Origin of the sequence: Arthrobacter sp. FW305-BF8, assembly GCF_021789315.1 — a bacterium.
GTDB lineage: Bacteria > Actinomycetota > Actinomycetes > Actinomycetales > Micrococcaceae > Arthrobacter.
The window spans coordinates 586,874-613,126 of record NZ_CP084561.1 but is presented as its reverse complement, the minus strand read 5'-3'; the positions used below and the strand labels follow the sequence as shown (position 1 = coordinate 613,126).

The following is a 26,253-nucleotide window of genomic DNA, read 5'->3' as shown; positions in this document are numbered from 1 at the left end:
AGTCCTGGATGACGGAGCTAGCGGACCCGCTCGGCGCGGCTGAAGCGGGTCCGCGCACCGGCCGCGATGTGCACCAGGACCGGTGTCCGCTGGCCCAGCACGGCGCTCAGCGCGTCAACCAGGTCCGCCGCTTCGGCCGCGACGGCCTGCGGTGGCACACCCGGCCGTGGGTGCAACCGGAGCTTCAGCGCCGGCTGGCCTTTGACGTCGTAGATCGAGACCGTGGCACCGGCGAGGTCGGGGCGGTCGGCAAGGGCGTTCTTCAGCGCCTGCTCGGCCACTCCCCCGCCGATCCTGATGTCGCCCGGCACGCCGCCCGGATCCTCCGCCGCGAGCAAGAGGTCGGTGCGGCCTTTGCCCTGCTGAGCGATCCAGGCAACCATGAGGCCGATCAGCAGCACCACTGCGAGGGCCAGGACCACCCACAGCCAGCTCCCCTGCCGGCCGGGAAACTGCGTGCCCTCGAAGGCCGCAGTGACGTTGTCCGACACGCTTCTGGACCAGGAGTGCCACCACACCGCGACGGCAGGGACAGCCGCCAGGAGTACGAGCAGCACGCCGATCACCAGCAGCTTGAAGCCAAGAATGCCGAGAAGGATCCGGTTGAGAAGCCTGGGTGTCCCGTTCATGCGCCCACCACTCCGGAGGTCGACAGGTTAACGGTCACCTGGGGCATGGGAGACGGTCCCATCGCCGCCAGTTCGTTTTCCACCGCTTGCAGGATGGCATTCTCGCTCGTCGGAACGCCGGAGGTGGGGCGGACATTGACCACCACCTGGCGCTGGGAAACCACTACCATGACCTGTTCCTGAGTGACATTGGCCGCCAGACGCGCACTTCGGGCAAGGGCGGCCGCGATGACTTCATCATCAACCACTACGGCAATCCGCGGGTCATACAGAAGGTGCCTGGCCCGGCGCCCGGGCAGGACCGCGCTCAAGAAAAAGAAGAGACCTGCGGCAGCTGTCACGGCGCCGGCAGCTCCCAGCAGCAGCGGCGGCAGACCTGACGGGAGCGCCACGATCCGTTCCGCTGCCGTTTGCGGATCGATGAGCCAGGGCGGCTGGCCGATGGCGCGCACCGCGGATTCCAGGAGAGCGTAAAGGCAGAGCACGATGACCAGGGAACCGGCGATGACTGCTGCCACGGCCCGTGAGGCGTGGGTCTCGCGGTGCAGGACGCGGCGCATGTCGATGGCGGCGGCGTGCGCCGCACCGGAGCTGCCCTGCGCCGGGTCCCCGCCGGCCTCATGCTGCTGTTCGACGACCGAACTCACCGGACCCTGCCCTCTTCCGTGACGTGGGCACCGCTGATGCGGATGTCCACCCTGCTCAGGCTCGCGCCGCTCAGTTCGGTGACCTTGGTCAATATGTCTGTTTTGGCGTGCACGGTCCTGTCCCAGATGGAGCCGCCCAGCGCCGCGACACGGCCCGGGTCGCGGAGGACAGCACTCAGGCTGGGGATCCGGATGGGGGCGACGAGTGACAAAGCCAGCAGGCCGCCGTCGTCCGACCAGTCCGCGCGAACGTCATGGGCATGAATGCCCAGGGCCTCGGCAGCGGCAGCCTTGGCCAGGCTGGTGAGCGCCTGGGTGCTGATCCTGTTATGTCCGCTGTACTGCCCGCCGGGCGTGGCTGCTCCGGCTGCCTGTACCGTATCCGTTGCCCGGCTCATGAGGATGCACCGTTCATGAGGAAGAGCGCCGGCCGCTGATGGCATCGATGACGCTACGGAGGTCCAGTTTCCCTTCTGCGGCGCGGCCCAGGAGCGCGCCGATTCCCATGAACAGCAGGGAAATCAGGAAGCCCCAGAGGCCGAACTGTAGTGACATGAACGCCACGAAGGCGCCGACTGCGATTCCAACGACAGTGGGGCTCACAGGACCGCCTCCCTCTCAGCGACGGCGGAAGCGCCCGTCGGTTTCACGGGCGGTGCAATGTAGACGTCGTTGATCTCGACGTTCACCTCGATGACCTGCAGGCCCACCAGTTTCTCGACGGCCGCATAAACACTTGCCCGTACCTGGTTGGCCAGTGCGTGCAGCGGAACGCCATAGACCGCCACCAGGGTGATGTCTACTGCCACCTGGGTTTCGCCGACCTCGGCGTGCACCCCCGCGGCATGATCGGAGCTGCCCACCGCGTCCCTGATGGCACCGAGTGCCCGAGAGGAGCCCGTCCCCAGGGAGTACACGCCGGGCACGGCCCGGGCCGCGATCCCGGCGACTTTGGCCACGGCGGTCTCGGAGATCACCGTCCGCCCCCCGGCTCCAGCCTGTGTCAGGGCAGGGTCCACGCGAACGGCGGCGGTTTGTGGATTCTGGTATTCCATCAGCACTCCCCTTCTGTTGAACACAACCCTATCCCCTGGGCCGGACAACGTCAGGGGCCGCGCGCACCGCGTTCCCCGCGGGCCCCGGCGCAGCGCAATCCCCTTGAGGCTCAGTGGCAGTTCGCAGACAGCCACCCGGTCACGGGGGCCACGGCGGCCTCGAACTCGCCCTTGGAATACACGCTCTGGTCCGAGAGCCCCGCCAGAGCCACCTCGTTGAACCGCGCAAAGTCGGCCTTCAGCGCCTCAGGCACCCGCTGCGCCGTCTCCGCGAGCTCCGCTTTCTTCTGCTCCAGTTCCGCGGTCTTGCCCTGGGCGGCGGAAAGCGGCAGCAGGGATGCCCCCGTGGCTTGCGTGGAGATGGCGTCACAGGCCTCGGCTGCGGAGGCGTAACCGCCGTACTGACCGGAAGCGGCACTTGCGGACGCGGTCGGAGCGGCGCTGCCGGCCGCCGTCGTGGACGTTTCAGGCGCCGACGGCGCACTGCCGGAGGCAGGCCCGGAGCAGGCGGTAAGTGCCGTTACGGCGAGAAGAGCGACGGCGTACAGCGGGCGGGCAAGTTGTTTCACGGTTTCCATTCCTGGAGTGGTTTTGCCGCCTTTCGGCGGCCTGGCTGGGCAGCCGCAAGAGGCCTGCCCCGTCCCCCGGCGTGCGAGTCTAGCCCGGCCGGCGCGCGTCTTTCCAAGTTGACAGGGCGGGTGCACCTTGCAGTCGTGCCGCAAAACGGCTCTGTATATAGGGACTGAGGTGCAGCAAAAGGCGCCCGGACCCGGAAATACTCACCAGGTCCGGGCGCCCCCCGATTACTGCAACAGGATCGGCTTACTTGTAGAGGCCGTTGCCGCCAACGTGGACGTTGGTGGGCAGGTAACCGAACGGGCCGAGGCCGTTCTTGCCGAAGCTGCGGTCAACCTTGGACACGCCGTCGCGGAAGTTGAGCTTCACGGTGGGCGACAGGGAGCCGCCGCGGACGCCGTTCACGTTGTCGATGAAGGACTGGACCAGGCCGCCCGGCTGCACGTAGTGCGAGTAGGCCTGGAACTGGCGGCCGTTCTGGTTCGGCGTCGGTGCTTCCGGGGACTCGGACGGCAGGTTCAGGTCTGTCGGGGAGCCGAGGGCCAGGCCGCTGTTGTTCATCGGCTGGTAGTCGGAGCGGACGCCGTTGCCCACGAAGCCGTAGACGCCGTCGGGTCCGCGCATGCCTGCAGCGTAGGTGAACTGGTGGCTGATGGTGAACAGGTAGTACTTGTTCTTGCCGCCTTCATTCTGGATGAAGATCTGCGGACGCTCGGTCTGGTCGTTGACGCAGTTGGCGGAGAGGATCGGAGGCAGGAAGTGCCACTTGGTCAGATCCTTGTTATCTGCCACGGCGAGGCCAACGTTGGCGGTCTGGTAGTAGGCACCCTTGCTGTTGACCTCGGCGAGGTTCTCGGCGTTGGGGTCACCCTTGGCGTAGCCCAGGTCCGCGTTCTCGCAGCGGTAGTCGCCGCGCTTGCCACCGGTGTTGCCTTCGAACACCATAAAGGTCTTGCCGGGGTGCGCCGGGTCAGCGAAGGTGTACGGGTCGCGGAACGCGAACCCCGGGTTCTGCGCCTTGTTCTGGTACAGCTTTCCGTCCGGTTCGAGCAGCTTGGTGTGCTGGAAGCCGTCGAAGGTCACGCCGTTCTTGTCCGCGTGGATGTTGCCGAGTGCCTTGGCGATGGCGGCGTCCGGGGCGATGCCGCCGCCGCCGGCATTGCGCTCCTTGACGTCGTAGAACGTGGTGGCCGTGTAGAAGACGTTCACGTGGTTGCCCTGCATCAGGCGCGTGGAGCCGGACCATTCGGTGTTGCCGATGGAAGTGTTGTCCAGGAACAGGTGTCCGCCGTAGTTCCACTTGTCCTTGGCGGGGTCGGCGTTGGTCTTGCGGAAGAAGTAGCCGATCCGGGCGTTCCAGTGGCGCTGGTCGAAGCCGTAGCCCGCGTGCCGGTCCGCGACCAGCGAGAAGATCACGTCGTAACCCTTGTAGCTGATCTGGTTCGCGTTCTCATCGGTCAGCGACCAGGTGTCCCAGACCCACACGTCGTCATTCATGGCGGGGAAGTCCTCGGGGATCTCCGGCATGGTGACGTCGGGGCTCATGGAGTTCTGGCCGGGCTTAACCTTGGAATCGCTCTGCGCCATGATCTGCTTGGCATCCGCACGGGTCCACTTTGAGGTGAAGTCCGACGCCGGGTCGTGCGCCGTCTGGGTGTGGGGCGTCGGCAGGGGGAAGCCCGGAGCCGGCGCCGGCATCTGGGTGCTCGCCGGCGGATCCGACGGCTCGTTTGCCTGTGCCGAGGGCACGGCGAGGAACGCCGTGGCGGCGACAGTTGCCACCAGAGCTGCGGCGGCGGGGCGCCACCGCAGCATCCGGGGGGTGTTGGGGTGCTTGTGCATGTTTTGCTCTTCTCGCGGAGATACGTTCGTCGAAGACGGGCAGCTGCCCTTGTCCCCGCACTCCGGAGTCCCCCGGTGACACGGCATGCGTCATCGAGGACGCCGTTGTGTCGAGGGAGAAGCGAGGTTTGGGTGGGACCCCGGTGGGCGATCGGAAATGTCATACATTTCGCGGCCCACACTCAACGCTAGACAACGTTGTCAGCCGAGTTCAACCCGGTTTTCGGATGTCGCCATAAGTCTGGCCTCCTACTGCGCAAGCGCTTACATCTCGTTTTGCGCGCGCGTGCCCCACTTAAGGACGGGAATCAAACATATCTTCATAATCACGTCATCAATGGTGTTGCTCACACCGCCAGCAGGGAGCGGGCCCCGCCAAAACGGGGCACTTCGACGCGCAACTCGCCGGTCGGGTCGTGATTTACGACGCCGGAGCTGCCAAAGTGCCACGGCGGCTCATTCACCGGGGAGCCAGGCCTGGATCCTCGACGGTGACGGACTGATAGGCCGGCTTCCCTGCCGCTCGCCCAACGCCGGGCGCGGGGCAGTCGGTGGGCGCAGTGGCACACCCAGGGGCACGCTTCCCCACCTACAGCGGGCAAGCTGAGGAAGCGTTGCCAGAAAAGCCGCAGGAGGTGAGGACGCGTTCCCTGAAAGACCGCAGGACCTGAGGACGCGTTGCCAGAAAGACCGCAGGAGGTGAGGACGCGTTCCCTGAAAGGTTGCAGGACCTGAGGACGCGTTGCCAGAAAGACCGCAGGACCTGAGGACGCGTTGCCAGAAAGGCCGCAGGAAGTGAGGAAGGGTTGCCCAAGACAGGGAAACCCGCGGAACGAAAAACCCCGCTGTTCCTTATGGAACAGCGGGGTTCTAGCTGGTGGCTCCGACCGGCGTCGATCCGGTGACCTTTCGATTTTCAGTCGAACGCTCTACCAACTGAGCTACAGAGCCTAGGTGACGTGTCACCATGAATGCCGGAATCTCTTCCGGCAAACAAAGCGACCCTGACGGGACTTGAACCCGCGACCTCCGCCGTGACAGGGCGGCGCGCTAACCAACTGCGCTACAGGGCCTTGCTATTTCTTGCTTTCCGCAGTATCGCTACCGCGTTTTTTCAAGGACTCCAGCCTACCAGACTTTTTTGCCTGCTTTGACCACTTCCTTGCGTACCCCCAACGGGATTCGAACCCGTGCCGCCGCCGTGAAAGGGCGGTGTCCTAGGCCGCTAGACGATGGGGGCCTGGACTCAATTTGGTTGAACAAGGGCAAAAATAAAGGGCCGAAGCCTTTCGTTCTTGTCCTTTCGTGTTCCTCCGAACTGGACCTGTAAAACTATAGAGCCTCTCCCCGGAATTTCCAAAATCGGCCCGATGGACAGGCAAACGGCAAGCAAAACAGGGGCCGGCACGTGGCAGTTTCTTGGCTAGACATGGCCGATTTCCGCCAGCCACCGTGCGGGGAACGGCGCTAGATTGGCATCATGGCATCCACCGCCGGCACCAGCCCCCTCCAGCCCCACTCCCCCGATGACCTCTCCCCCCGGAAACCCGCACCCTCCATGAACGCGCTGGGGGTCGCCGCCGTCGTGGTGACCGTGGTGCTCTGGGCCTCCGCCTTCGTTGGCATCCGCGCCGTTGGCCCAAGCTTCTCCCCGGGAGCGCTGACCCTGGGGCGGCTGGCGATTGCCGCCGTCGTGCTCGGCGCGGTGGTGCTTCCCAAACTGCGGGCGCTGCCGCGGGGACGCGAGTGGTGGCCGATCCTCGCCTACGGCGTCATGTGGTTCGCCGGCTACAACGTGGCGCTCAACGCCGCGGAGCATTCGCTCGACGCCGGAACCAGCGCGCTGCTCATCAACGTGAACCCGATCCTGGTGGCTGTAATGGCAGGCATCATCCTCAAGGAGGGCTTCCCGCGCTGGCTGATCATCGGCAGCCTGGTGGCGTTCGGCGGCGTCGCAGTCATCGCGCTGGGATCGGGGACACGTTCGACGGCGGACGTGGCAGGCGTGCTGCTTTGCCTCCTCGCTGCTGCACTCGCCGCGGTCAGCGTCATCATCCAGAAGCCCGTGCTGCGGAAGTTTCCGGCGGGCCAGGCAACCTGGTTCGGCATCATGGTGGGCCTGGTCTGCTGCCTGCCGTTCGCCGGCCAGCTGGGTCAGGAACTGCAGGCGGCCCCGCTGCCGGCCACCCTTGGCCTGGTCTACCTGGGCATCTTCCCCACCGCCATCGCCTTCACCACGTGGGCCTACGCACTATCGCTGATCGATGCCGGCAAGCTGGCTGCCACCACGTATCTGGTGCCGGGCACGACGGTGCTGATCTCGTGGCTGGTGCTCAGCGAAATCCCGACGGTCTGGGGACTCGTCGGCGGCGCCATCTGCCTCCTCGGTGTGGGACTGACGCGGCGGAGATCCCGCTAAAGTTTGGGTATGCCAGCTAACCTGCCGCCCGGCCTCCCGATCGTGCCGGACGGAGCCGGCGACTCCCCCGGTTTCGACATGTCGGAGGCCGACTTCGAAGCGGCTGTCAGCGACGCCCTGGACCAGCTTCCGGCCGAAGTGGCACAGGCCATGGACAACGTAGCGGTGTTCATAGACGACGATTACGTCCCGCAGCCCGGTGAGGACCCGGACACGGTTCTGCTGGGGCTGTACGAGGGCGTTCCACTGACCGAGCGTGATTCCTGGTGGGATGCCGGATCGCTTCCGGACCGCATTACCATCTACCGCCAGCCCATCCTGGACATCTGCTCGTCCCGCGAGGATGTGGTGGAGGAGGTGGCGGTGACGGTGATCCATGAGATTGCGCACCACTTCGGAATCGACGACCAGCGGCTTCACGAACTCGGGTGGGACTAGCCTTGTAGGCATGGGACACGACCACAACCACACCCACGGCCTCACGGCAACGGGTAGGCACCGCGGCAGGCTGATTGCGGTTCTGGCCATCACCCTCTCCGTGATGCTCATCCAACTGGTCGGCTCCCTGCTCTCCGGCTCCCTGGCCCTGCTGGCCGATGCGGGCCACATGCTCTCTGACTCAGCCGGCGTCTTCATCGCCCTGATGGCTGCATGGATCGCCGCACTGCCGGCCAGCGATCTACGGACCTACGGTTACCAGCGCGCGGAAGTCCTGGCTGCCCTCGCCAACGCCCTGATCCTGGTGGTGGTAGCGGCTGTCATCTTCACCGAAGCCATCCGCCGCATTGGCTCCGCACCCGAGGTGCATACCGACATCATGCTGTACGCCGCCATCCTCGGTGCGGCCGCCAACCTCGTCTCGCTGCTGATCCTGCGCAAGGCCCAGCAGGAAAGCCTGAACGTCCGCGGCGCCTACCTGGAGGTGCTGGGCGATCTCCTCGGCTCGTTCGCCGTGATCGCCGCGGCTCTGGTCATCAAGTTCACCGGCTATCTCGCGGCGGACACCATCGCCTCCGTGATCATCGCGCTGATGATCCTGCCGAGGGCCTGGCACTTGCTCCGCGAGGTGGTGGATGTCCTGCTGGAGGCCACTCCGAAGGGCGTGGAAGTCAGCATGATCCGCGAACACATCCTCTCGGTGGCGGGCGTGGTTGCCGTCCACGACATCCACATCTGGACCATCACATCCGGCGTGCCGGTGTTTTCCGCCCACGTGGTGGTGGAGGACGAGGTGCTGAGCGCGAAGGGCGCGGACCAGGTCCTGGACACACTGACGACCTGTCTGGGGTCGCATTTCGATACCGAGCACTGCACCTTCCAACTGGAACCGGCCAGCCACTACGAGCACGAATCGCCTCAGCACGCCTGACGGCGATTCACAGTTCTGTTCCGTTGGCCCCGGCTGACGGTCGACGCGACACGCCCGCTTCATCTCCGCCCAAATGACACTCGTGTTGTTTATGTTATTGATGTGACCACTGTTGCCAGTGTGGTAACCAGAGCCCTAACCTCAAAGGGCTGGGCATCTTCAGAGGAGCACTTGCGTGCTGCCTCCCGACTCGTTCGCCCCGCCCTGACTTGCGAGGTTATGAATGAGTTTGACTGGCCCCGGCCGCACAGCGGCCGCCCTGTGCACCGCCGTCGTCCTCTTTGGAACCCTCGCGGCACCTGCGAACGCTCACCGGGGGGTCGCGGTGAGCCCGCCAACATCGGTCTTCGGGGCAACAGCCCTGACGGCACCGGCATCGCCAGAAATCCCCTCCCCCGCGGAAATCGCTGCCGCCAAGTCAAGTGAAAGTGCGACGGCGGCAAAGGTCGCCGACATTGAGGGCATCCTGGGCGAGGCCGCGGCGGCCCAGGAAGCCACGTTCGCACGCACGCTCGAAGCCAACAACGCCTACAGCAATGCCCTCGTCGAACTGGACACGAGGTCGGAGGCGGCCGCGGCGGCCACGGCCAGGGCTGCCGCCGCGGACAAGGAACAGTCCAAGAGCCGCAAGGCCGTGGGGCAGCTGGCCGGGGACCTGTACCGGAACGGTGGCCTCAATCCGGAACTGAGCGGCCTGGTCGCGGGCACGGGCGACGTCCTCGCCAAGGCCGCAACACTGCAGGCCCTCACCGCGGGCCGGAGCAGGGCCTTCGCCGCAGCAGAAACCACCGCCACAGCCGCCGAATCCCTCACCGCTGCTGCCGCCGACGCACGCCGCGCTGCAGACGACGCCGCGAAAACTGCCGAGACGCTCAAGGCCCAGGCCGATCAGGCTAATGCGGCCCAGGTGAAGGAAGTGGCGGACGCGAAGGCGCAGCGGACCGTCCTTGTAGGGCAGCTTGCCTCGCTGCGGAACACCACAACGGCGCTTGAGTCCGCCCGCGTGGACGGCCTGGAACGCCAGCGACAGCAGGCGCGTCTCGCCGCGGTAACTGCGGCAGCTGAACGTGCCGCAGCGGCCCAGGCGGCCACAGATAAGGCAGCGGCAGCGAATGCTGCGGACGCAGAACAGGCACCGGCGATGAACGCTGCGGCGGCAGGCAGCGCAAGTGCTGCCTCGGCGGAGCAGTCTGCTTCCGCACCGGCCCGGACACCGGCCCAGACCACTCCTTCACGGGCAACTCCGGCGGCTCCCGCGCCTGCTGCTCCGGCCCGCCCGGCACCTGCTCCGGCCCGTCCGGCTCCCGCACCAGCACGGCCAGCACCCGCCCCGGCTCCCGCGCCTGCGCCGGTTCAGCCGGCGCCGGTTCGGCCTGCCCCGTCTCCAGCCGGCTCCAACCAGGCGGCCATTTCCGTGGCGATGGGCAAGGTGGGGTCGCCGTACTTCTATCAATATGGCGGCACTGGCGCGTTCGGCTTCGACTGTTCGGGCCTGGTCCAAAACGCGTTCGCGGCCATCGGGAAGCAACTTCCGCGCACGGCTGCGGAGCAGTTCGCCCAGGCCCCCGTTCACGTGCCCCTGTCCCAGGCGCAGCCCGGTGACCTGCTGGTTTGGGGAGCGGCGCCGGGTTTCTACCATGTGGCGATCTACCTCGGCGGCGGCAGGGTAGTCCAGGCACTGAACCCGTCCGCGGGCATCACCGTGACAGATCTGGGCATGATGGCCGGCATGCAGCTCCATCCGGTCGCTGCGCGGTACTAGCCGCAGACCCCGCTACGAGGACCCCGAAAGCGGAAACCCCGGCTCAGGGAACCCCTAGGACAGCACGTCCTTGCTCACGAACCTGCCGTACGCGAGCGCACCGAACACTGCGATGTAGCCCGCCTGCAACAGCGCATTGTCGCCGAACGAATCCCAGCCGACGGGATGGCGGAGCAGGTCTGCGAAGCCGAACCAGTGGTGCGTGAACAGCCACGGGTGCAGCCACTCCAGCTGAGGCAACTGATCGAGCACCTGGGAGACGACGGACAGGACTATCGTGGCGGCCATGGCGCCGACAGGCACGTCGGTCAGCGTGGACAGAAACAGCCCGACGGCCGATAAACCGAGCAGCGACACGGCCTGATAGGCGGCGATCAGCAGCATCCTCACCAGGGCCTGGTCCGGTTCCACAAGGTCACCCGAGAGCAGCGCCACCGGTCCCACCGGGAAGAGCACCCACCCGATGCCGGCGCCGGCGAGCGCCACTGCGAGCGGAGCGGAAATACAGAACACTGCAGCCCCGGCATACTTGACCAGCAGCAGGCGCACCCTGCCGGCAGGCGCCACCAGCAGGTACCGCAGCGTGCCCAGTCCGGCTTCCCCGGCAATGGTGTCCCCCGCGACCACACCAATGGTCAGCGGGAGGAACAGCGGAACGGACACCAGCATCGCGGTGACGGCCACAAACAGGCCGTTCTGGCTGATCCGGTCCAGGAACGCCGGCCCCCTCCCCGGGGGAACGGTTGAGGAAACGCGCACGACGACGGCGATCACCACCGGGATGGCGGCCAGCGCCAGGAGCATGGCCTGGGTCCTGCGGCGGCGGAACAGCTGCTTCAGTTCCGAGGCGAGCAGCGAACCGCTGGACGGCCGGCGCCTGGTACCCGGCGCCGGGCTGTCTCGCACGGCGAGCCGCTGCACCGCCGGTTCCTGCACCGGCGGCCAATCACTGTGCGACATCGAAGCCCTCCCCCGTCAAAGCCACAAAGCGGTCCTCCAGGCTGCCACGCTCCACCGTGAACCCGCGCACCCGTACGCCGTCTGCCACGAGGGCAGCAACTATTGCCTCCGGTGCCACGCCTCCGTTGGCGGCGGGTTGCCCCGCAGTGCCGTCAGGCCCTGCGCCACCGGAGAGCCCTGCTGTCCGGTCAAACCCGACCCCGATAGGCAAGCTGGAAGTGATGACGGCATCCGCTCCGTCTGGATGACTCGCAACCGGAGACAGACCGAACCGCACCAAAACGCCCGAGGCCGTACCGGCGTCGGGCGTCACGAGGCGGAGCTGCGCGGTGCCCGACTCGCGGAGTTCGGCCAGGGGCCCCTGGGCCACCAGCCTTCCGGCACTCATGATGGCCGCGTGGGTGCAGATCTGCTCCACTTCGGCCAGCAGGTGGCTGGAGACGAACACCGTGGCGCCGTCTGCGGCGAGGGACCGGACCAAGTTCCGCACCTCGCGCGTCCCCTGCGGATCCAGCCCATTGGTCGGTTCGTCCAGCACCAGCAATTCGCGCCTTGCCAGCAGCGCGTTGGCGATTCCCAGCCGCTGCTTCATGCCGAGCGAGTAGGCCCGTACCTTCTTCCGGGCGGCATGGGAAAGCCCCACGCGTTCCAGTGCTTCCGCCACCCGCGCGCGGCGGGTGGACGGCGCGGCGTGGCGGTCCGCTGCATCAAAGCGGTGCAGATTTGCCGCACCCGAGAGGAAAGGGTAGAAAGCCGGCCCCTCCACCAGCGCACCGACCCTTGGCAGGACCTCATCAAGCTGCCGCGGCATGTCCATCCCCAGGACCCTGACCTCGCCCGCGGTCGGCGCGGCGAGGCCGAGCATCATGCGGATAGTGGTGGTCTTGCCTGATCCGTTGGGCCCGAGGAAGCCGAAAACAGAGCCCCGGGGCACGGCGAGGTCGATGCTGTTGACCGCCAGCTGGTGGCCGAACCGCTTGCTCAGCCCGTGTGTCTCTAGCGCAAGCGCGCGGCCAGCGGCTGTCACCTCGCGGCTGCGGCGGCCTGGAGCCGCTCCAGGGGCATGGAACCAACGAACGTCCGGCCGTCGTCGGTCAGCAGGACATTAACCAGAGATGTGGAGATGGCCCGCCCACCTGGGACGGTCACGGTCGCCTGGCGAAGCAGCGGATCATTGAGCAGCCGGTCGGCTGATTGCTTCCCGGACTCGCGGGACTGGGATGGCGCGGAAGCGGAGGGGGCTGGAATGCCGACGATCCGTTCCCAGCCGGAGCCGGTGACGGTGGGGGCGTGCCCGCGCAGGTTCTTATTGTCTGTGCTCCTGTCGGCCGCGTCCTTGCCAGCCAGATCCTTGTGGGCCCGGTTCTTGTCGGCTTGCCCCTTCGTTCCGCTGGGCTTTGCCGGCACCGCCAGTTCCTTCACCGAGGCACCCGGCGGCGGCGCGAAGTTAAACAGGGCCGCATCGGGAGCGCCAAGCGTCAGGCTGGAGAAAGCGGTCCGGAACGCAGGCTCCTGTTGGCCGCGGGCCCGTACCTCCACGCTCAGCGGCAGACCGTTCTCACCGTCCACGGCCACAGCCACGGAACCCACCAGGGTGACGTCCGAGCGCGGCGTAAGAACCAGGTTGTACGCCGCCCTGCCTGCCACCTCTGTGTCTTCGGCCACCGCCACGTCGGTGCCGTCCAGCTTTTCAAGCATCTTCGCGGCCAGTTCCTCCGGGGTTGCCACACCTGCCGGCATGTCATGGCTGCGGGATTCCTTCGTCGCACCGGCGGGAAGCGTGACGTGCGTGGCCGTGTTGTCCTTGGAGTTGTACAGCCACAGCTCATTGCCCTGCCGGACGGCGTCGCGTTCGGCCATCCGGTCCATGACCTGGATGCGGGCCTTGGTTGGGCCGTCAACGTAAACGCGGGCGCTGTGTGGGCCGGTCAGCAGTTCCGCGAGCGAACCCGTCCCGGCACCCGAACCGGGCCCAACCTGGGGGACATCCGGCAGGCCGAGTTCGGAGGACTGCTCCACCGTGCCCGAGAAGGATTTGGCCTGGTGTTGTCCGATCATCGCCAGCACCTGGGCAGGTGTCTTCTCTGGCAGCGGGTCCCGGGCGCTCGCGGGCAAGGACCCCGCCAGGACTCCGGCAGCTATCACAGCAGGTACGGCCACGGCGGGTGTCCACCGCAGCCAGGTGGCAGTCATGTCAACTCCGCTCCGACGTCGCAGCTCATACCCTCAGGGTACGCCTCGGCCTCCCCTGTGGCAGCCCCCGGCCGGGCTGTCCGCTTTCCCTGCCGCGTCCAGTGGGCCAGACTGGGTGGGCCTTCCGTTTTCCAGTTTCCAGGAGCCTTCACCAATGCGCATTCCCGGCGCCACATCCAGTCCGGCCGACGAACTGACAGGCATCGTGGGTTTCGCCGCCCAAGCGATCGATTCGCTCGGGGAATGGGGTGTGGGACTCTTTACCTTCCTCGAGACGGTGTTTCCGCCGATTCCCAGCGAAGTGATTCTTCCGCTCGCCGGGTTCCTGACCCGGCAAGGGTCCCTCAACCTGGCCCTGGTCTTCGTGACCAGCACGCTGGGGGCATATCTGGGCGCTCTTGCGCTGTATTTTCTGGGCGCGAAGGTGGGGCTGGAGCGTTCGATCCGCTGGCTGTCCAAGCTGCCGCTGGTGGACCGGGAGGACTTCGAGCGCGCGGACGTCTGGTTCCGCCGCCACGGCAGGTCGGCGATTTTCTTCGGCCGGCTGCTGCCCGGCGTGCGGAGCCTTATTTCGCTGCCGGCGGGCGCCGAGAGGATGCACCTGGGCACCTTCAGCATTTTCACCATTGCCGGCAGCGGCATCTGGAACGGCGCGCTGATCGGCTTGGGCGTACTGCTGGGCCGGCAGTACTCGATGGTGGAGCAGTACTCCCGCTACCTCAACTACGCCGTCTACGCCGCCCTGGCCCTCTTCGTGGCCTGGCTCGTGGTCCGGCACATCCGGCGCGGGAAGCCGGCACGGGACCCACGCTAGGCCAGCGGCACCACGGTGCCGGCGCCGCCGTCGACCGTCACTTCCTGGCCAGTCCGGAGCAGCGAGGTGGCGTCAGCGACGCCCACCACGGCGGGGATGCCGTACTCCCGGGCCACCACGGCACCGTGGGAGTTGGGGCCGCCCATCTCCATCACCAGGCCGCCTGCCGTGAGGAACAGCGGGGTCCAGCCAGGATCGGTGGACGGCGCCACAAGGATTTCGCCCGGTTCCAGGTGGGCGCCCACGGGGTCGAGGATGACACGTGCGGGCGCCGTCACCGTCCCCGCCGACGCCGGGCTCCCGGACAGTGCCCCGGCCGCGGTCCCGACGGCGGTAAGCAGCGTTTCCGGTTCCGTTCCGTCCGAGAGCAGCATCCGCGGGATATGGCGCCGCTCCAGTTCCAGGTAATAGGCCCCCTGCCGCTGTGCCACGAGATCCTGCATGTCGGCACCCTCCAGCGCCTGGTGCGCTTCGGCGAAATCCAGGAAGAAGATGTCCTCTGCCCGGGCAAGCCGTTCCTGTGCCGCCAAGACTGTGCCAACTTCTGCGAGCTGCTTCCGGACTTCCGCCAGCGCCAGGACGATCTGGAACTTGGGAAGTTCGCGCAACCCGGCGAAGAGCCGTGCCCGCCGCAACGCCGCCCTGACGGCCACACCACGGAGCCGTCCCCGGGTCCTGGCCTCGGCCACCAGCCGTTCGATCTGTGCCTCCGCTTCGGCTGCAGCCTTGCTGAACTGGCGGTCGGGGGCACGTTCCGGGTCCTCCAGCCGCAGGTAGTTGGCCAGGACGCCAAGAATATGGGTGGGATCGTCCCGCCAGCGGGGCATGCCGACGTCGATCTCGGCGACAGCCCGGTGGCCGTACCGCGCGAGGAATTCCGCCAGTGCGGTCTGGGCAGCGGCGGGCAATGCGCCTGCGGCGAAGAGCTGCGCCAGCACGGCCGGCGGGTTCCCGGTGAGCACGGCCAGCGATTCTGCGTCGGACTTGATCTTTATGGCGACGCGCCACAGCTCGAGGTCCATCTCGGTGGTCACATTGTTGGGCAGGCCGCGGAGTACAGGCTGCAGGTCCGTGGTTCTGCTTCCTGCGGCACCAGCCTCGCGGGCGCCGCCCTCGCCGGCACCAAAGAGTTTGCCTGCACCAAGAAGTTTCCCGGCGAGGCCGAGCATGGCGAAGCCCAGGCCGGCCAGCGGGAGCACGGCCGGAAGATTCGGGAAAAGCCGCGACAGGATCCCCTCGACATGGTCAAGCCGCGCGCGCGGGGAAGCGCCCTGGGGCAGTTCCAGCGTCGCGTTGAACTCCGTGGTGAAGCGGTTCAGGCGTTTGAGTGCCGCCTCGGGACGGACAAGCGCCCGGATCGCTGCTTCCGGCACGCGGGCCCGGGCAGCTATGGGGAGCACGTGCTTGAGGAGGTCCCAGGGTGTACGTCGGGTGATGGAAAGGCGGGGGTCGTCGAACACGCTGCGCAGGACTTTCGCGGAGCGTGCCTCCATGACGTCAAAGACCCTGGGAATGATCCGGCGGCCCACGGTGCTCCGGGCGGCTGCGGTCAGGTCGAAAAAGATGCGCTGTCCGGCTTCGACGTACGGCGGCGGACCGCTGCGGGGATCCGGAACGTCGAAGCCCGCTGCGGCAGCAACTGATGAGCCGATCCGCCGGAGGGCGGCAAGTCCCATCGGGGTCAGCGGCCGGGTAAGGCCTTGGGCGAGGCTGAAGCAAAGGTAGACGCGCAGGTCCTCCCCCGGGCCGGGCCGTTCCTGCTCTTTCTCCGGGCGGGTGGCCTTCTCGGGCAGCGGGTAAAGCGTGGTGATGGGCCGCGACTGGGTCAGCCAAAACTTGCCGTCGACGTCGAGCGCCCACTCGGTGTCCTGCGGGGCGCCGTAGTGGGCCTCCGCCTTGCTCCCCAGCGCCGTGAGTTCCCGGATCTGTGCATCCGTCAGGCACGGCTGGTTTTCCGCGCCCGGGCCGGCTGCCGTCTGCTCGACGGATTCGGTACCCCCCGCGGGCAGCGGCCGGACAGCCGTCCGTTTGTCCCCCAGCCGGCGCTGCAGGACGGCACCGGATGCGGTGTCCACCACGAAATGGTCCGGATTGACGGCGCCCGACACCACTGCCTCGCCAAGCCCGGGGCTGGCGTCGATCACAGCCTCGCGGCGCCTGCCCGTGACCGGGTTCGCCGTGAACATCACGCCCGCCGCCTCGGCGTCCACCATCCGTTGGACGACGACGGCGAGGGCCACCGTTGCGGGATCAATGTTCCGGCTGGCGCGGTATGCCACCGCCCGGTCAGTCCACAGTGAGGCCCAACACTTCCGGACGGTATCCAGCAGCGCCACAGCGTCTATGACGTTCAGGTATGTGTCCTGCTGGCCGGCAAAGCTGGCGAAGGGAAGGTCCTCGGCCGTGGCCGAGGACCTCACCGCGACCGGAACGCCGTCCAGCGCCCGGTATGCCGTTAGCACCTCCCCAGCGATCGCCGTCGGCAATTCTGCCGAAATGATCTGACTGCGGGCCCTGGCAGCCAGGCTGGCTAGCGCTTCGAGATCATCGGCAGGGGTGTCCTGGAGGGCGTGGTGCACGTCTGCGAGGCCCAGTGGCTCCACGGCCTGGATGTAGGCCCTGGTGGTGAGGCAGAACCCGGCCGGGACCGGGAGTCCGGCCGCAATCAGCTCGCCGAGGTTGGCAGCCTTGCCGCCAACCTCCGGCAGCATGGAGGCGCTGAGGTCCCCGAGGCCGAGCACCAGGCCGTTCATGCGCTACGAGGCGCCGAGCATGGGTCCGAAGCTGGCGCGGTCTGCGAGCCGCGGGTCCTCCCGGTCCGGCACCACCATCACGGGGCTCTTGGCATGGTGGAGGACGCCGTCCGACGTCGACCCCAAAAGCATGCCGGTGAAGCCGCCGCGGCCGCGGGTGCCCACGACGATCAGCTCAACATGCCGGCTGGCCTCCACCAGCACATCCACGGGCGATCCATCCAGCAGCCGGGTCTCAATGGCCAGCCGCGGGAAATGGCTCTGCAGCCAGGCCACCCCGGCCTTCAGCTGGACCTGGATGTCGGCGAACAGCGCTTCCCGGTCCAGTGGGGCCGGAACCCAGGCAAGGGAGCCGCTGTACTGCGGCACGGCGCAGATTACTCGCAGCGGCGCACCCAGCCGTTCGGCCTCCTCCGCTGCTTCCAGGACGGCGACGCGGGCCTGCTCGGACCCGTCCACTCCCACCACGACAGCTTTTTCCACGGGGCCGTGGCCGGCCTTGGCCTGTTCCGCGCGGATGTGCTTGTCCTGGGTGGTCTCGCCCAAGCGGTCGGAGCAGATCAGCGGAACCGTCACAGTGGGGCACTTGGCGTGGGCGGGGAGCGCGCTGCTCACGGAGCCAAGGAGCCGCCCAACAAAGCCACCCCGCCCGCGGGTGCCGAAGACCAGCAGTTCGGCGGTCTCGGACAGGTCGAGCAGTACGCCCGAAGCGTCCCCGTTCTCGACCGAGGCGCTGACGCTGAGGTTGTAGCCGGCCACCTTGTCCACTGCGTGCTGCAGGATGGCCTCCGCGCCCTCGCGGATCACCGAGTCGTCCACTGTGGCATAGCCGCCGTCGAGTCCGGAGGCGGCGAAAATGGGCACCGAGTAGGCGGTGACAATATGAAGCGGACTGCGGCGGCGTTCGGCTTCACGGGCGGCCCAAACGAGGGCACACTGTCCGTGGTCCGAACCATCGACGCCCACCACGATTCCCTGGGGTCTGGCGTGCCGTGCACCGCCATCCCGTGCCGGGTCGGGATGCAATTCGTGTGCGTCCATGTGGTCCGCCTCCTCGCGATACTGCCTGATGATGCGGCTATTCTGCCAGAAGCAGCCTGCCTAGCCAGCACCGGCAGGCCGTCCGGTTCCCGGTTACGTACAGCCTGCACCTAAGTCCAACTATTCTCGGTCCGCGATCTCTTAGCAAGCGGTCCCTCCGCGGCTTTTCGGGCCTTTCCGAAGGCAGTTTCCTGCCTGTTCCGGGCGCTCTTCCGGCACCGCTCCCGCGTGCTCTTCCGGCGCCGCCCGGGGCGCGCCGGTAACGCGGTGCAAAGCCCCGCAAACCAATGTTTCGGGTGGGGTATCCAGCGACCAAAAAATTCTGTAATGTCGAGGCACTATCGGTCCGGATTGTGCTCCACCGCACATCCGGGGATGGCTTGTGTCTGCTTGCTGGGGCAGTGGACGGTGCACGGCGATGATGCCTGCGCTTCGAAATTCTCGAGGAGGAAGTTGTAGTGTCACGCATGCCTGGTCTCAGCGGCGCAGAACGGACCACCACTGTGGTCATCGGCACCGGACTTCCCGGTTTGGCAATCGCCACGGAACTCCGGCGCCGGGGCGTTGATTCAATCATCGTCAGCAGGCTCGAATCCCCGAGGGGCGGCCAGTCCTTCCAGAAATCCGCGCCGCAGCGGTGCGACGACGCCGAGGCAGCGTCGCTCCAGGAGCGGAACGAAATCCTCCGGCACCTGCGCAACTACGCGTCGAGCCACCAGCTGGACATCCGCAGCGACACGTCTGCCGTGTTGCTCGACAAGATGGGCCCGGGGGCGGAGGCCTCGCTTCACCGCTGGGCCGTACACACCCCGGACGGTGTGCTGCTGGCCGACCACATCGTGCTCACCCGCTGTGCCCACAGCCAGCTGCGGCGCATGCTCACGGACCTCGGCATCTCCATTGGCGCCAACCTCGTCGCAACCATGCGTGCCATCGGCATTTACCTGGTGGGCGTCGGCGAGCTCATCACGCCCACACCGAGGGAGGTCCTGCGCCAGGCCAAGGTGGTGGGCCAGGCCATCTCGGCGAAGGTCTACCCGGACAGCGTGCCGTCGGTGCTGACCGGGAGTTTCCCGGCGCTGCCCGCCGGGGCACTTTGAAGTCGGGGCACTTTGAAGTCACGGCGCTCTGAAGAGGCCGCGGCTGCCTAAAACCGCGGCCTCGAAAGCGGCGGCCGTCTAAAGCGGTTAGTTCCCGTCGCCGTCAGGCTCGTCACTCACGCCTAGGCGCCGGCGGGCCAGCACACCCAGGGTGATGAGCAGGCCGAGGGCCACGGCTGCGAACACCACGATGCTCCACGGGAAGGGTTCGGAGGAATCCGGCGCGGTCCCCGTGGCCTGCGTTGCCCCCGGCTGCGGCGTGCCGACAGTAGGAACCGGCGCCGCCGCTGCCCCCGCCGCCGCCGCCGTGGCCGTGAAGGAGAACGTCCCCTCGATCGGGTGGGAGTCAGAGCTCACCACCCGCCAGACGACCGAATACTTCCCGGCAGGGGCACCTTCCCGCAGCTTCTGCGAGGCGACGTTGTCCACGATCTCCACCTTGCCGTCGGCCCAATCGGTTCCGGCGGCATCCGTCACCTTGACCTGTGAACCGAGCCCCAGCGGGGTGTTGTTGAAGGTTATCGAGACCTTCGCGGGCGCCGTCGCCACGGTGCTGCCGTCGGCCGGGCTGCTGGATTCGGCGGCGTCGTGCGCGGAAGCGGGACCCGCGGTGAGGAGCAGTGCGACGAGCGCGAGCGCGCCAAGGAGGGCGGACAGCAACTGGCGGGTGAAACGCATGGGCAGACTACTCCTAGTGTTGACTTCCTTACAGACTAGGCGAATTTGCTGGGACGGCACCCGGCAACCTACTAGGATTCAAGTAACCCCCACACTCTCACCGGAGGACTAATGCTCAAGCAGGGCTCTGCACTGGACCGGTACTTCAAGATATCCGAACGGGGGTCCAACTTCTCCCGCGAAATCCGGGGCGGTTTTGCCACCTTCTTCGCCATGAGCTACATCGTGGTGCTGAACCCCCTGATCCTGTCCGTTGCGGACTCCTCCGGCGCCACGCTCGGTTTCCAGGCGGTCGCTGCGGTCACCGCCTTTGTCGCCGGCGTCCTGACCATCCTCATGGGCGCGTGGGCCAAGCACCCGTTTGCCATGGCCACCGGCCTGGGCGTCAACGCATTCGTGGCCGTGACGGTGGCCACCAACCCGGGACTGACCTGGCCGGACATGATGGGGCTCGTGGTCCTTTCCGGCGTCACCATGATGATCCTGGTCCTGACCGGATTCCGGACCGCCGTGTTCCGGGCCGTTCCGGACGGGCTCAAGACCGCGATCGTGGTGGGCATCGGCCTGTTCATCGCCCTCATTGGCCTGGTCAACGCCGGCTTCGTCCGGCGCGTTCCGGACGCGGCCGGGACCACCGTGCCGGTGGGCCTGGGCTTTGACGGCAAGCTCCTGGGGTGGCCAACCCTGGTGTTCGTCTTCGGCCTGATCCTGACCATCGCCCTGCTGGTGCGCAACGTCAAGGGTGCCATCCTGATCGGCATCGTCGCCTCCACCATCCTGGCCGTCATCCTTGAGTTCACGCTGCACATCGGCCCCAGCTTCGACGGCAAGAACTTCAACCCGCAGGGCTGGTCCCTGGTTGCCCCCAAGTTCACCGAGTGGGCTGCTCCCGATCTCTCGCTGATCGGCAAGGCCAACCCCATTGGCGCTTTCGGCCATCTGGGCGTGGTGGCCGCCGCGCTGCTCGCCTTCGTGATCCTGCTCAGCATCTTCTTTGACGCGATGGGCACCATGGTGGGCCTGGCCAACGAGGCCGGAACGGTGGACAAGGACGGCAACATCCCCAACGTTGACCGCGTGCTGCAGGTGGACGCCCTGGGCGCCATCGTCGGCGGCGGCGCCTCCGTGTCCTCCAACCAGATCTACGTCGAGTCCGGCGCGGGCATCGGCGAGGGCGCGCGGACCGGTCTGGCCTCGATCGTGACCGGCCTGCTGTTCCTCGTGGCCATGTTCTTCACCCCGCTGATCAACCTTGTGCCGTTCGAGGCTGTGGCCCCCGCTCTGGTGGTGGTCGGCTTCATGATGGTGGCCCAGATCGGCAAGATCCACTGGCAGGACTGGGGCATCGCCCTGCCCGCCTTCCTCACGTTCACGCTGATGCCGTTCACCTATTCGATCGCCAATGGCCTGGGCGCCGGCTTCATCTCCTACGTCCTCATCCGCACCTTCCAGGGCCGCGCCCGCGAAGTGCACCCGCTGATGTGGGCCGTCGCGGCAGCCTTCGTCCTGTTCTTCGCCATCGGCCCGATCGAACAGGCACTCGGCATGTAGCAGCCTCCGCTTCTCCGCCCCGAGATGGCATTTGGCGGCAGTGTTCCCCAGGGACACTGCCGCCAGGTGCCATCTCGCGCTTAAGCGGGTTCCGGTATTTCAGACATCACGACGGCGGCGCTGCTGGCTTTCGCTGTGTCCGTACGGTGAGCTTGGAGCATGGACTTTCCCGCGCTCTCGGTTGACGCTGCACCCCGCCCCTGGACAGGCCGCTACGACGGCGACGGTGAAGCCCACCGCCGGTGGTGGCAGGCGGTAGCGCCGGCAGCCGGCAGCACTGCGGTCCCGCACGCTCCCGTCACCGCCGGACGCCCTGCCGTGATCCTCGGCTTCTGCAGCGATGAGGGCGTGCGCCGGAACAAGGGCAGGACCGGAGCCGCGGCCGCCCCCGCGGCCATCCGCAGTGCGCTGGGCCCCCTGGCCTACCACTCGCAGCGCGCCGCCGCCGACGCCGGCGACGTGGTGGTCCGCGACGGCGAGCTGGAGGCCGGCCAGGCCCGCGCCGGCCTCGCGGTGTCCGCACTGCTCAACGGCGGCCACCTCACCTTGCTGCTGGGCGGCGGCCACGAAACCGCGTACGCGAGCTACCTCGGCGTGGCAGGGTCCCGGGCGGTCCGCGATGGCCAGCGGCTAGGCGTGCTCAACCTCGATGCCCACTTCGACCTCAGGGATGAGGCCACCCCGAGTTCGGGGACGCCGTTCCTCCAGATGGCCCGCGCCGAAGCGGCCGCAGGACGCGAACTGAACTACGCCGTCGTCGGAATTTCCGTACCCAACAACACACGGGCGCTGTTCAGCACCGCCGAGGAGCTGGGCGTGCGGTACCTGCTGGATGAGGACTGCACTGCCGGGGCGGCGGAGGCCTTTGTGGCGGATTTCCTCAGCGGAATCGACGTGCTGTACCTGACCATCGACCTTGACGTGCTGCCGGCGGCGGTGGCTCCAGGAGTCAGCGCCCCGGCCGCATATGGGGTTCCGCTGCCGGTGATCAGTGCCGTCTGCCGCCAAGTGGTGGCCAGCGGCAAGCTGCTGCACGCGGACGTCGCCGAGCTGAATCCGGCCTTCGACATCGACAACCGGACGGCCCGGGTGGCCGCGCGGCTGGTCAGCATCCTGCTGGGCTAAGCAGCTGCTGGTCCGCCCGGCTCATCCTTGGGCCAGCTAATCCTTGGTCGAGCTAAGGCTTGGGCTTGGGCTTCGGGGCTGGCCGGGCGGGCGCCTTGGGCTTGGCCGCGGGCTTGCTGACGATCGACCCCGGCGGCTTGGGGAAGGCGGCCGCCGGATAGAGCCGCGCCACCTGGAGCATGTAGTTCGCCCACTGCGGGCCCGCGATCATATAGCCGTCAATGCGGTCGTAGTGCTTGCCGTTGACAGTGAGGTTCCTGCCCGGCCGCTGCTGGCCCTCCAGGGCGTCCCCGAAGAACGAGGCCGTGGCCAGGCCGGTGGTGTAGCCCAGCACCCAGGTGGCACTGTTGCTGTTGTTGGTACCCGTTTTGGCCGCCACCGGCACACTCTTTTGCACCTTGGGGTTGATGTAAATGCCGGAGCCCTTGTTGAGCATGTCCTGGAGCGCCTTGTTTACGCCGCGGACCACGTTCTTGTCCACGGTGTCGCTGCATTCCTGGGCCTCCGCGGGCAGCTTCTTGCCCGCCATGTCCGCCACCCCGGCCAGGGCCACCGGCACGCAGTACCGGCCGTCGGCGGCGAAGGTGGCAAAGGCGTTGGCCATGGTCAGGGGCGCCACCCCGGTGCCGCCCAGGAGGTTGCCCAGCTGGTGCATGTTCACCGGTGTCCCGTCCAGGCCGCTGCGGAGCCCGACGGCGTTGACCATGTTCTGGATCCCGCAGAAGTCCAGCTGCGCGGCCTCTGCGAAAGTGGCCGTGTTGATCGAGTTGTAGAGCCCGTAGTCGGCCGGCATCTTGCGGTAGTAGCCCTCGGACGCATTCTGCAGGTCGTCAGCCGTTTCGAGTCCTGCCCTGCGCTGCTTCGTGCTGTAGCCGCCCGCCACCTTGCCGCAGGAGGACCGCCAGCGGAAGCCCAGAGGGTACTCGCGCTTCGAAGCGTCCACCACGGTGGTCATGGTCTTGCCCTGGTGCAACCACTCGGCGAAGGTGAAGGGCTTCATGGTGGAGCCCGGCTGGAACCCGCCGGCGCCGTTGAGATCGTTGCCGTTCGCGTCCTTGGCGTCCACGTTGAAGTTCAGCTGGGTGTCGAACTTTCCGGGCCCGGGCAGGTACACCGTGTTCTGCGCCATCGCCAGGACCCGGCCGGTGCCCGGCTGGACCGTGACCAGCGAGGCGCCCCACCTGTCCGGATTGGCGCCGGCTGTGGCGTTCACCTGCGCCTGGGCCTTCGCCTGCAGCCGGCTGTCCAGGGTGGTGGTGATGGTCAGCCCGCCGCGGAAGAGCCGCTTTTCGCGCGCCTCGGTGTCCGCGCCGTAGGCCGGGTTGTTGAGGAAGAGCCGGGTCACGTAATCACAGAAGTACGGCGCCATGGTGGCAGCGGCGCAGCCCTGCCGCGAGGGCTTCACCTTCAGGCCGACGCCGGAGGCCACAGCGGCGTCATGCTCCTTCTTGGTGATCATTTTCTGCTTGAGCATTTCGCTGAGGACCTGGTTGCGGCGTTGCAGCGAGTTCCTGGGGTTGGTGACGGGATCGTAGAAGCTGGGGCTGTTGACCAGGCCCGCGAGCAGCGCGGACTGGGGCAGGGTCAGCTTGCTGGCCGGGACGCTGAAGAAATACTGGGACGCCGCCTCAATGCCGTAGGCGCTGCGGTTGAAGAAGACGATGTTGAGGTAGCCCTCGAGGATCTGGTCCTTGGTGAACTTCTTTTCCAGTGCCATCGCGAGCCGCATCTCGCGCAGCTTGTCCCCCATGGTCTTCTGCCCGCTGAGGACCACCTGGTCCTCACGGCCTTCGGAGATCAGGGACTCGTTCACAATGTTGGTGACGTACTGCTGGGTGAGGGTGGAGGCGCCCTGCCGGTCGCCGCGGGTCAGGTTGCTGGTCAGTGCGCGCAGGATGCCTTGTGTGTCGACGCCGCTGTGTTCATAAAAGCGGCTGTCCTCGATGGCGACGGCGGCCTTCCGGATGAACGGGGACATCTGCTTCAGGGGCACGCGGACGCGGTTCTCGGAATAGAACGTGGCGATGAGTTTGCCGTCCGCCGTCAGCATGCGGGTGGTCTGCGACGGGGCGGGCACCGCGAGCTCGGTGGGGAGGCTGTTGAAGTAGGAAATGGACCTGCTGACCGAGGTGCCGGCGAGGGCGGCCCCGGGCACCAGGAAGCTGGCTGCGAGGACCCCGCAGAGGCAGCTGACAAGCACGAACCCCAGCAACTTTGCCAGGCCGAGAGCCATACGGGATATCAACCTTTTGCCTGCCATGATCCAAGCTCACCACACCACCGGAGTGAATACAGAATATTCACGGCCCGGGACCGTCATTCGTTCCCCGGCGTCAGACCGGCGTGTGCGGCGCCTTTCCCTCGTCGCCGAATTCCTCGGCGGCCCTGCGTGCACGAAGCCGGTCCAGGCGTTTCATGACCGGCGCCGTGGTGGCGCCGTGCAGCACCACAGACATGGCCACGACGAGTCCGACGATGCTCCACAGATACTCCGCCCGGTCCCCGAAGGCGCCCTGGCCCAGCGCGTAGGCAAGGTAGTACAGGGACCCGATGCCCCGGATGCCAAAGAAGGAAATGGCGATCCGTTCCCGGGGACCGGTCTTGCCGCGGGCCAGTGCCAGCCAGCCGGATAACGGACGCACCAGGACCAGGAAGGCCAGCGCAACGCCCACCTCAGCCCAGCCGACGTCGGCCAGCAGGCCCCGCGCGATCGCTCCGCCCAGGAGAACCAGGATGACCACTGTCAGCAGCCGCTCCAGCTGTTCCACGTAGGAGTGAAGAATGCGGTGGTAACCGTGGGTGCGCTCCGCCGCCCTGATGGTCACTGCACACACGAACACCGCGATGAAGCCGTAGCCCTCGATCATTTCGGTGACACCGTAGGCCAGGAAGGTGGCGGCCAGCGCGACGAAGCCCTCGGAGTGGTTGGACAGTCGGATGCTGTCATGCCGGGCGGAGAAGAAAAGCCGTGCCAGCGCCTTGCCCGTGCCGTAGCCCAGCAGCACGCCCATTCCGATGCGCCACAGGACGTCCACGCCGAACCACTCCGGAAACCAGGCCGACGGCGCCGTCCCCACAAGGCTCATGGCAATGGCCAGGTACACAAAGGGAAAGGCCAGCCCGTCATTCAGTCCCGCCTCGGAGGTCAAGGCGAACCTGACCTCGTCCTCCTGGTCGGTGCCCTCCTCCTCGTCGGCCGGTTCGCCCACCTGCACCTCGGAGGCCAGGACCGGATCGGTGGGTGCCAGTGCGGCGGCCACGAGGAGCGCGGCGGCAAGTCCCAGGCCCAGCAGCCAGAGTCCGAGGAGCGTCAGGCCCAGCATGCATAGGGGCATGGCAATGCCGAGCATCCGCCAGGTGGTTGCCCAGTTCCGCCGCCCCACCGAACGGTCAAGCGCTAGCCCGGCTCCCATCAGCGAGATGATCACGCAGATCTCGGTCAGATGCAGCGTCAGCTCGGGGTGCTGGACGGGGTTCGGGTCCGGAAGGTTGGGAAGCAGGCCGAAGGCGGCCGCGCCGGCGCCCAGGAAGACCATTGGCATGGAGATCGGAGCATCGCGCAGCGCCTTGGGCAGGATGGCGGCAACAAAGACGGCTACGCCCGCCGCGGCGAACATGATGCTGGCACCTTCAAACACGGTCGCCTCCTGCGCCGTCGGCCTCTCAGACCTGACCAACATTAGCGCGCAGCACGAGGGAGGGGGTCTCCGGGCGCTGCTCGGTGTGGCTTTTACCGGCC

The 26,253-nt window shown here is 67.1% G+C and carries 23 protein-coding genes and 3 tRNA genes; 8 read left to right on the top strand and 18 right to left on the bottom strand.

The window, feature by feature from the left end; all coding sequences use genetic code 11:
• Nucleotides 1-17: 17 nt before the first annotated feature.
• The 10 genes from LFT45_RS02810 to LFT45_RS02765 form a co-directional block, all read right to left on the bottom strand.
• On the bottom strand, nt 18-629 hold the full coding sequence (locus LFT45_RS02810) for a hypothetical protein (protein ID WP_236806424.1): 612 nt from the start codon (nt 627-629) through the stop codon (nt 18-20).
• Nucleotides 626-1,276, bottom strand: coding sequence for a hypothetical protein (locus LFT45_RS02805; RefSeq protein WP_442863589.1), 651 nt, complete (start codon nt 1,274-1,276; stop codon nt 626-628). Before LFT45_RS02805 ends, LFT45_RS02810 begins: the two co-directional genes overlap by 4 nt.
• A complete protein-coding gene (locus LFT45_RS02800; RefSeq protein WP_236806422.1) occupies nt 1,273-1,674 on the bottom strand; it encodes a hypothetical protein in 402 nt (133 codons plus the stop codon). Before LFT45_RS02800 ends, LFT45_RS02805 begins: the two co-directional genes overlap by 4 nt.
• A gap of 13 nt (nt 1,675-1,687) precedes the next feature.
• A complete protein-coding gene (locus LFT45_RS02795; RefSeq protein WP_003799126.1) occupies nt 1,688-1,879 on the bottom strand; it encodes a DUF2273 domain-containing protein in 192 nt (63 codons plus the stop codon).
• Complete coding sequence (locus LFT45_RS02790; RefSeq protein WP_236806420.1) at nt 1,876-2,331, bottom strand: Asp23/Gls24 family envelope stress response protein; 456 nt, start codon at nt 2,329-2,331, stop codon at nt 1,876-1,878. Before LFT45_RS02790 ends, LFT45_RS02795 begins: the two co-directional genes overlap by 4 nt.
• A gap of 110 nt (nt 2,332-2,441) precedes the next feature.
• Nucleotides 2,442-2,909, bottom strand: coding sequence for a hypothetical protein (locus LFT45_RS02785; RefSeq protein WP_236806418.1), 468 nt, complete (start codon nt 2,907-2,909; stop codon nt 2,442-2,444).
• A gap of 244 nt (nt 2,910-3,153) precedes the next feature.
• On the bottom strand, nt 3,154-4,749 hold the full coding sequence (locus LFT45_RS02780) for a glycoside hydrolase family 68 protein (protein ID WP_236806416.1): 1,596 nt from the start codon (nt 4,747-4,749) through the stop codon (nt 3,154-3,156).
• Nucleotides 4,750-5,624: 875 nt separating this feature from the next.
• Nucleotides 5,625-5,700: transfer RNA gene (locus LFT45_RS02775), tRNA-Phe, on the bottom strand.
• A 48-nt stretch (nt 5,701-5,748) separates the two neighbouring features.
• A tRNA-Asp gene (locus LFT45_RS02770) sits at nt 5,749-5,822 on the bottom strand.
• Nucleotides 5,823-5,916: 94 nt separating this feature from the next.
• Nucleotides 5,917-5,989 (bottom strand) — tRNA-Glu (locus LFT45_RS02765).
• A gap of 240 nt (nt 5,990-6,229) precedes the next feature.
• On the opposite strand from LFT45_RS02765, the gene LFT45_RS02760 reads away from it, so the two are divergent.
• The 4 genes from LFT45_RS02760 (at nt 6,230) to LFT45_RS02745 (ending at nt 10,299) form a co-directional block, all read left to right on the top strand.
• Nucleotides 6,230-7,168 carry a DMT family transporter gene (locus LFT45_RS02760; protein WP_236806414.1) on the top strand — a complete coding sequence of 313 codons (939 nt, stop codon included), beginning with the start codon at nt 6,230-6,232 and terminating at the stop codon, nt 7,166-7,168.
• A gap of 9 nt (nt 7,169-7,177) precedes the next feature.
• A complete protein-coding gene (locus LFT45_RS02755) occupies nt 7,178-7,606 on the top strand; it encodes a metallopeptidase family protein (protein ID WP_236806412.1) in 429 nt (142 codons plus the stop codon).
• 10 nt (nt 7,607-7,616) lie between these two features.
• The gene (locus LFT45_RS02750; RefSeq protein ID WP_236806411.1) at nt 7,617-8,537 is read left to right on the top strand and encodes a cation diffusion facilitator family transporter; all 921 of its coding nucleotides are present in this window, start codon (nt 7,617-7,619) and stop codon (nt 8,535-8,537) included.
• A gap of 223 nt (nt 8,538-8,760) precedes the next feature.
• Nucleotides 8,761-10,299 carry a C40 family peptidase gene (locus LFT45_RS02745; protein WP_236806410.1) on the top strand — a complete coding sequence of 513 codons (1,539 nt, stop codon included), beginning with the start codon at nt 8,761-8,763 and terminating at the stop codon, nt 10,297-10,299.
• 54 nt (nt 10,300-10,353) lie between these two features.
• On the opposite strand, the gene LFT45_RS02740 is transcribed toward LFT45_RS02745, so the two are convergent.
• Genes LFT45_RS02740 through LFT45_RS02730 form a run of 3 tightly spaced genes read right to left on the bottom strand, consistent with a single transcriptional unit; the run spans nt 10,354 to nt 13,452 of the window.
• Nucleotides 10,354-11,259: an ABC transporter permease gene (locus LFT45_RS02740; RefSeq protein ID WP_442863588.1), complete on the bottom strand. Its 906-nt coding sequence runs from the start codon at nt 11,257-11,259 to the stop codon at nt 10,354-10,356.
• A complete protein-coding gene (locus LFT45_RS02735; protein ID WP_236806409.1) occupies nt 11,246-12,286 on the bottom strand; it encodes an ABC transporter ATP-binding protein in 1,041 nt (346 codons plus the stop codon). Before LFT45_RS02735 ends, LFT45_RS02740 begins: the two co-directional genes overlap by 14 nt.
• Nucleotides 12,283-13,452 (bottom strand): LolA family protein, encoded by a 1,170-nt coding sequence (locus LFT45_RS02730; RefSeq protein WP_236806408.1) that lies wholly within the window; start codon nt 13,450-13,452, stop codon nt 12,283-12,285. Before LFT45_RS02730 ends, LFT45_RS02735 begins: the two co-directional genes overlap by 4 nt.
• A gap of 154 nt (nt 13,453-13,606) precedes the next feature.
• Between LFT45_RS02730 and LFT45_RS02725 the strand changes: the two genes are divergently transcribed.
• Nucleotides 13,607-14,266: a DedA family protein gene (locus LFT45_RS02725; RefSeq protein WP_236806407.1), complete on the top strand. Its 660-nt coding sequence runs from the start codon at nt 13,607-13,609 to the stop codon at nt 14,264-14,266.
• Here LFT45_RS02725 and LFT45_RS02720 read toward each other — a convergent pair.
• Together LFT45_RS02720 and LFT45_RS02715 are read right to left on the bottom strand one after the other, a co-directional pair.
• Complete coding sequence (locus tag LFT45_RS02720) at nt 14,263-17,019, bottom strand: PEP/pyruvate-binding domain-containing protein (RefSeq protein WP_236806406.1); 2,757 nt, start codon at nt 17,017-17,019, stop codon at nt 14,263-14,265. The two genes, LFT45_RS02725 and LFT45_RS02720, sit on opposite strands and share 4 nt — an antisense overlap.
• Nucleotides 17,020-17,022: 3 nt before the next feature.
• Nucleotides 17,023-18,060, bottom strand: coding sequence for a universal stress protein (locus LFT45_RS02715; RefSeq protein ID WP_236806405.1), 1,038 nt, complete (start codon nt 18,058-18,060; stop codon nt 17,023-17,025).
• 467 nt (nt 18,061-18,527) lie between these two features.
• Between LFT45_RS02715 and LFT45_RS02710 the strand changes: the two genes are divergently transcribed.
• Nucleotides 18,528-19,160 (top strand): FAD-dependent monooxygenase, encoded by a 633-nt coding sequence (locus LFT45_RS02710; RefSeq protein ID WP_236808903.1) that lies wholly within the window; start codon nt 18,528-18,530, stop codon nt 19,158-19,160.
• Nucleotides 19,161-19,247: 87 nt separating this feature from the next.
• Here the strand turns inward: LFT45_RS02710 and LFT45_RS02705 are convergent, their stop codons facing one another.
• Nucleotides 19,248-19,838, bottom strand: coding sequence for a copper resistance CopC family protein (locus LFT45_RS02705; protein ID WP_236806404.1), 591 nt, complete (start codon nt 19,836-19,838; stop codon nt 19,248-19,250).
• A 111-nt stretch (nt 19,839-19,949) separates the two neighbouring features.
• On the opposite strand from LFT45_RS02705, the gene LFT45_RS02700 reads away from it, so the two are divergent.
• Together LFT45_RS02700 and hutG are read left to right on the top strand one after the other, a co-directional pair.
• Nucleotides 19,950-21,389 carry an NCS2 family permease gene (locus LFT45_RS02700; protein WP_236806403.1) on the top strand — a complete coding sequence of 480 codons (1,440 nt, stop codon included), beginning with the start codon at nt 19,950-19,952 and terminating at the stop codon, nt 21,387-21,389.
• A 159-nt stretch (nt 21,390-21,548) separates the two neighbouring features.
• Nucleotides 21,549-22,514 (top strand): formimidoylglutamase, encoded by a 966-nt coding sequence (gene hutG / locus LFT45_RS02695; RefSeq protein ID WP_236806402.1) that lies wholly within the window; start codon nt 21,549-21,551, stop codon nt 22,512-22,514.
• 52 nt (nt 22,515-22,566) lie between these two features.
• Here the strand turns inward: hutG and LFT45_RS02690 are convergent, their stop codons facing one another.
• Both LFT45_RS02690 and LFT45_RS02685 read right to left on the bottom strand, forming a co-directional pair.
• Nucleotides 22,567-24,747, bottom strand: a complete 2,181-nt coding sequence (locus tag LFT45_RS02690; RefSeq protein ID WP_236806401.1) for a transglycosylase domain-containing protein — start codon at nt 24,745-24,747, stop codon at nt 22,567-22,569.
• A 100-nt stretch (nt 24,748-24,847) separates the two neighbouring features.
• On the bottom strand, nt 24,848-26,152 hold the full coding sequence (locus LFT45_RS02685) for a cation:proton antiporter (RefSeq protein WP_236806400.1): 1,305 nt from the start codon (nt 26,150-26,152) through the stop codon (nt 24,848-24,850).
• Nucleotides 26,153-26,253 lie beyond the last annotated feature (101 nt).

Bases quoted from the DNA above. Each gene is read 5' to 3' on its own strand.
- LFT45_RS02755 (WP_236806412.1), top strand. From the start codon at position 7,178: ATGCCAGCTAACCTGCCGCCCGGCCTCCCGATCGTGCCGGACGGAGCC.
- LFT45_RS02760 (WP_236806414.1), top strand. From the start codon at position 6,230: ATGGCATCCACCGCCGGCACCAGCCCCCTCCAGCCCCACTCCCCCGAT.
- LFT45_RS02745 (WP_236806410.1), top strand. From the start codon at position 8,761: ATGAGTTTGACTGGCCCCGGCCGCACAGCGGCCGCCCTGTGCACCGCC.
- LFT45_RS02710 (WP_236808903.1), top strand. From the start codon at position 18,528: ATGCCTGGTCTCAGCGGCGCAGAACGGACCACCACTGTGGTCATCGGC.
- LFT45_RS02705 (WP_236806404.1), bottom strand. From the start codon at position 19,838: ATGCGTTTCACCCGCCAGTTGCTGTCCGCCCTCCTTGGCGCGCTCGCG.
- LFT45_RS02800 (WP_236806422.1), bottom strand. From the start codon at position 1,674: ATGAGCCGGGCAACGGATACGGTACAGGCAGCCGGAGCAGCCACGCCC.
- LFT45_RS02730 (WP_236806408.1), bottom strand. From the start codon at position 13,452: ATGACTGCCACCTGGCTGCGGTGGACACCCGCCGTGGCCGTACCTGCT.
- LFT45_RS02750 (WP_236806411.1), top strand. From the start codon at position 7,617: ATGGGACACGACCACAACCACACCCACGGCCTCACGGCAACGGGTAGG.
- LFT45_RS02785 (WP_236806418.1), bottom strand. From the start codon at position 2,909: ATGGAAACCGTGAAACAACTTGCCCGCCCGCTGTACGCCGTCGCTCTT.
- LFT45_RS02715 (WP_236806405.1), bottom strand. From the start codon at position 18,060: ATGGACGCACACGAATTGCATCCCGACCCGGCACGGGATGGCGGTGCA.
- LFT45_RS02725 (WP_236806407.1), top strand. From the start codon at position 13,607: ATGCGCATTCCCGGCGCCACATCCAGTCCGGCCGACGAACTGACAGGC.
- LFT45_RS02690 (WP_236806401.1), bottom strand. From the start codon at position 24,747: ATGGCTCTCGGCCTGGCAAAGTTGCTGGGGTTCGTGCTTGTCAGCTGC.
- LFT45_RS02790 (WP_236806420.1), bottom strand. From the start codon at position 2,331: ATGGAATACCAGAATCCACAAACCGCCGCCGTTCGCGTGGACCCTGCC.
- LFT45_RS02780 (WP_236806416.1), bottom strand. From the start codon at position 4,749: ATGCACAAGCACCCCAACACCCCCCGGATGCTGCGGTGGCGCCCCGCC.
- LFT45_RS02700 (WP_236806403.1), top strand. From the start codon at position 19,950: ATGCTCAAGCAGGGCTCTGCACTGGACCGGTACTTCAAGATATCCGAA.
- LFT45_RS02720 (WP_236806406.1), bottom strand. From the start codon at position 17,019: ATGAACGGCCTGGTGCTCGGCCTCGGGGACCTCAGCGCCTCCATGCTG.
- hutG (WP_236806402.1), top strand. From the start codon at position 21,549: ATGGACTTTCCCGCGCTCTCGGTTGACGCTGCACCCCGCCCCTGGACA.
- LFT45_RS02810 (WP_236806424.1), bottom strand. From the start codon at position 629: ATGAACGGGACACCCAGGCTTCTCAACCGGATCCTTCTCGGCATTCTT.
- LFT45_RS02740 (WP_442863588.1), bottom strand. From the start codon at position 11,259: ATGTCGCACAGTGATTGGCCGCCGGTGCAGGAACCGGCGGTGCAGCGG.